General features: G+C 55.6%; 2 rRNA genes. Both read right to left on the reverse strand.

Going from position 1 to position 5,389, the window contains the following annotated elements:
• Positions 1-34: 34 nt before the first annotated feature.
• A 23S ribosomal RNA gene (locus tag JD276_RS15600) occupies positions 35-3,146 on the reverse strand.
• A gap of 496 nt (positions 3,147-3,642) precedes the next feature.
• Positions 3,643-5,173, reverse strand: a 16S ribosomal RNA gene (locus tag JD276_RS15605).
• Together the 16S and 23S rRNA genes form the textbook arrangement of a ribosomal RNA operon.
• Positions 5,174-5,389 lie beyond the last annotated feature (216 nt).

Here is a 5,389-nt window from a genome sequence, read left to right on the forward strand (position 1 = left end):
ACTGACACCCATGCCCCACACCAATATGCGGGATGAAGTCAAGTCATCGGCTTATTAGTACCAGTCAGCTCCACACCTTACAGCGCTTCCACATCTGGCCTATCAACCCAGTCATCTCCTGGGAGCCTCACACACCACAAGGGTGTACGGAAATCTCATCTCGAGGCCGGCTTCCCGCTTAGATGCTTTCAGCGGTTATCCATCCCGAACGTAGCCAACCAGCCATGCCCTTGGCAGAACAACTGGCACACCAGAGGTCCGTCCAACCCGGTCCTCTCGTACTAGGGTCAGATCCTCTCAAATTTCCAACGCGCGCAGAGGATAGGGACCGAACTGTCTCACGACGTTCTAAACCCAGCTCGCGTACCGCTTTAATGGGCGAACAGCCCAACCCTTGGGACCAACTCCAGCCCCAGGATGCGACGAGCCGACATCGAGGTGCCAAACCATGCCGTCGATATGGACTCTTGGGCAAGATCAGCCTGTTATCCCCGAGGTACCTTTTATCCGTTGAGCGACAGCGCTTCCACAAGCCACTGCCGGATCACTAGTCCCGACTTTCGTCCCTGCTCGACCTGTCAGTCTCACAGTCAAGCTCCCTTGTGCACTTACACTCGCCACCTGATTGCCAACCAGGTTGAGGGAACCTTTGGGCGCCTCCGTTACATTTTGGGAGGCAACCGCCCCAGTTAAACTACCCACCAGGCACTGTCCCAGAACCCGATCAGGGTCCGTAGTTAGATATCCAATATGACCAGAGTGGTATTTCAACAACGACTCCACGATAACTAGCGTCACCGCTTCACAGTCTCCCACCTATCCTACACAAGCCACACCGAACACCAATACCAAGCTGTAGTAAAGGTCACGGGGTCTTTCCGTCCTTCTGCGCGTAACGAGCATCTTTACTCGTACTGCAATTTCGCCGAGTTCACGGTGGAGACAGCTGGGAAGTCGTTACGCCATTCGTGCAGGTCGGAACTTACCCGACAAGGAATTTCGCTACCTTAGGATGGTTATAGTTACCACCGCCGTTTACTGGGGCTTAAATTCAAAGCTTCGACCCAAGGGTCTAACCTCTCCTCTTAACCTTCCAGCACCGGGCAGGCGTCAGTCCGTATACATCCACTTGCGTGTTCGCACGGACCTGTGTTTTTAGTAAACAGTCGCTTCCCACTGGTCTCTGCGGCCACCACACCCTTTCCCACGCAAGGCGGTATAAGCGGATGGCCCCCCTTCTCCCGAAGTTACGGGGGCATTTTGCCGAGTTCCTTCACCGTGATTCTCTCGATCTCCTGAGTATTCTCTACCTGACCACCTGAGTCGGTTTGGGGTACGGGCGGTTCAAACCTCACGCCGATGCTTTTCTTGGCAGCATAGGATCACCAGCTTCCCCATACGGGTCCGCATCATGTCTCACCCACAGTCCCCAAATATTACTCGGGAACGGGCTACGCATTTACACCGGGACAACCATCGCCCGGCACTGGCTACCTTCCTGCGTCACACCTGTTACTGCGCTCACCACCCCAGCATCGGGTTCGCAGCCGCCGCCCCACTTCACCCGAAGGATCCATGGAACATTGGTTTGCTTAGCACTACTGGTTAGGTCTTTGACGGTTCTTCACCGGTACGGGAATATCAACCCGTTGTCCATCGACTACGCCTGTCGGCCTCGCCTTAGGTCCCGACTTACCCAGGGAAGATTAGCTTGACCCTGGAACCCTTGGTCTTCCGGAGGACGGGTTTCTCACCCGTCTTTCGCTACTCATGCCTGCATTCTCACTCGTGTGGCATCCACGACTGGATCACTCCGCCGCTTCACTCGCCACACGACGCTCTCCTACCCACCCAACGGGCTGAACCACACACGGCTTGCCTATACGCTGAGTGCCACAACTTCGGTGGTGTGCTTGAGCCCCGCTACATTGTCGGCGCGGAATCACTTGACCAGTGAGCTATTACGCACTCTTTCAAGGATGGCTGCTTCTAAGCCAACCTCCTGGTTGTCACAGCAACTCCACATCCTTTTCCACTTAGCACACGCTTAGGGACCTTAGTTGGTGATCTGGGTTGTTTCCCTCTCGACTATGAAGCTTATCCCCCACAGTCTCACTGCTGCGCTCTCACTTACCGGCATTCGGAGTTTAGCTGACGTCAGTAACCTTGTAGGGCCCATCGGCCATCCAGTAGCTCTACCTCCGGCAAGAAACACGCAACGCTGCACCTAAATGCATTTCGGAGAGAACCAGCTATCACGAAGTTTGATTGGCCTTTCACCCCTATCCACAGCTCATCCCCTCAGTTTTCAACCTAAGTGGGTTCGGCCCTCCACGCGCTCTTACACACGCTTCAGCCTGGCCATGGATAGATCACTTCGCTTCGGGTCTAGGACACGCGACTGAATCGCCCTATTCAGACTCGCTTTCGCTACGGCTCCCCCACACGGGTTAACCTCGCCACATATCGCTAACTCGCAGGCTCATTCTTCAAAAGGCACGCCGTCACACCAACCAGGGGTGCTCCGACGGATTGTAAGCAAACGGTTTCAGGTACTCTTTCACTCCCCTCCCGGGGTACTTTTCACCTTTCCCTCACGGTACTTGTCCGCTATCGGTCATCTGGGAGTATTTAGGCTTATCAGGTGGTCCTGACAGATTCACACGGGATTTCTCGGGCCCCGTGCTACTTGGGATCCACACCACGCAGCGCCACCATTTCGGATACGGGACTCTCACCCACTCCGGCCCGCCGTTCCAAGCGGTTCTCCTATAGCAACACATTCACGTCGAACGACCGGCAGATCGCTCAGGCATGTCCCACAACCCCGACCAAGCAACCCCTGCCGGGTATCACACATGACCGGTTTAGCCTGATCCGGGTTCGCTCGCCACTACTACCGGAATCACTATTGTTTTCTCTTCCTGTGGGTACTGAGATGTTTCACTTCCCCACGTTCCCTCACCCCGCCCTATATATTCAGGCGGGAGTCACCAGGTACGCACGCGCCCTGGCGGGGTTTCCCCATTCGGAAATCCTCGGATCACAGCTCGTTTATCAACTCCCCGAGGCTTATCGCAGATTACTACGTCCTTCTTCGGCTCCAGATGCCAAGGCATCCACCGTTTGCTCTTGAAGACTTGAAATCACATAAGTATCAGAACACACACCCATCCGACCCCCCAAACAGGAAGCCCGATGCGTGCATGACCAAAAAATATTTAGTATCGCACCACCACCCCCAACCGGGAATGATGCTGCAGATGCTCGCGTCCACTGTGTAGTTCTCAACGTACGATCGATCCCGAACCCACCGGCAACACGTCCGATGACCCCGAGTCGAAGACACACACCCCACCCCGATCACGAAAAACCCACACCCCTAACACGAGTGCGCGTCCCCCAACCGGGCGAGAGGCCTGGGCCTTCAGGACCCAACAGCATGCACTTGCGGGCTTCGCCCGATTCACTCGCCCGTTCCCCTCACCCCCTCACGAGAGCGACGTACTACGACAAATCAATCAGAACACAAACCCTTCTTGTCAATGTTCCACCCTTGAGCTGCATGCGGTACACGTTCGGTACCGGTCATGCATTTCTCTGCGGCCAGCACCCGTGGGCGCTAGCCGAGTTGCTCCTTAGAAAGGAGGTGATCCAGCCGCACCTTCCGGTACGGCTACCTTGTTACGACTTAGTCCTAATCACCAGTCCCACCTTCGACAGCTCCCTCCCACAAGGGGTTAGGCCACCGGCTTCGGGTGTTACCGACTTTCATGACTTGACGGGCGGTGTGTACAAGGCCCGGGAACGTATTCACCGCAGCGTTGCTGATCTGCGATTACTAGCGACTCCGACTTCATGGGGTCGAGTTGCAGACCCCAATCCGAACTGAGACCGGCTTTTTGGGATTCGCTCCGCCTTACGGCATCGCCGCCCTTTGTACCGGCCATTGTAGCATGCGTGAAGCCCAAGACATAAGGGGCATGATGATTTGACGTCATCCCCACCTTCCTCCGTGTTGACCACGGCAGTATCCCATGAGTTCCCACCATCACGTGCTGGCAACATAGGACGAGGGTTGCGCTCGTTGCCGGACTTAACCGAACATCTCACGACACGAGCTGACGACAACCATGCACCACCTGTATAGAAGTGTCCAAAGAGTTGACCATTTCTGGCCCGTTCTTCTACATGTCAAGCCTTGGTAAGGTTCTTCGCGTTGCATCGAATTAATCCGCATGCTCCGCCGCTTGTGCGGGCCCCCGTCAATTCCTTTGAGTTTTAGCCTTGCGGCCGTACTCCCCAGGCGGGGAACTTAATGCGTTAGCTACGACACAGAACCCGTGGAACAGGCCCTACATCTAGTTCCCAACGTTTACGGCATGGACTACCAGGGTATCTAATCCTGTTCGCTCCCCATGCTTTCGCTCCTCAGCGTCAGTTACGGCCCAGAGATCTGCCTTCGCCATCGGTGTTCCTCCTGATATCTGCGCATTCCACCGCTACACCAGGAATTCCAATCTCCCCTACCGCACTCTAGCCTGCCCGTACCCACTGCAGGCCCGAGGTTGAGCCTCGGGTTTTCACAGCAGACGCGACAAGCCGCCTACGAGCTCTTTACGCCCAATAATTCCGGACAACGCTTGCACCCTACGTATTACCGCGGCTGCTGGCACGTAGTTAGCCGGTGCTTTTTCTGCAGGTACCGTCACCCCGAAAGGCTTCTTCCCTACTAAAAGAGGTTTACAACCCGAAGGCCGTCATCCCTCACGCGGCGTTGCTGCATCAGGCTTGCGCCCATTGTGCAATATTCCCCACTGCTGCCTCCCGTAGGAGTCTGGGCCGTGTCTCAGTCCCAGTGTGGCCGGTCACCCTCTCAGGCCGGCTACCCGTCGTCGCCATGGTGAGCCATTACCTCACCATCAAGCTGATAGGCCGCGAGTCCATCCCGAACCAATAAATCTTTCCAGACGCTGACCATGCGATCGCGTCTCGTATCCAGTATTAGACGCCGTTTCCAGCGCTTATCCCAGAGTCCGGGGCAGGTTACTCACGTGTTACTCACCCGTTCGCCACTCATCCACACCAGCAAGCTGGTGCTTCAGCGTTCGACTTGCATGTGTTAAGCACGCCGCCAGCGTTCGTCCTGAGCCAGGATCAAACTCTCCGTAAAAAACATGTGCGACCCAGCCACCGGAAAAAAGCGACCAGACCACGAGTTTGACCTGACAACATCACGAACATCATTCCTGACGTTCAATCTGTGTCCAAAAGGAATCTCCCACACCCACCACACAGGCAGGTGCCGGGGATAATAAAATTTGGCATTTGACAATCAAGTGCACACTATTGAGTTCTCAAGGACCAGACACCCCCCGTACACACCCTG

It is taken from the genome of Leucobacter chromiisoli, assembly GCF_016522505.1.
Taxonomy (GTDB): domain Bacteria; phylum Actinomycetota; class Actinomycetes; order Actinomycetales; family Microbacteriaceae; genus Leucobacter; species Leucobacter chromiisoli.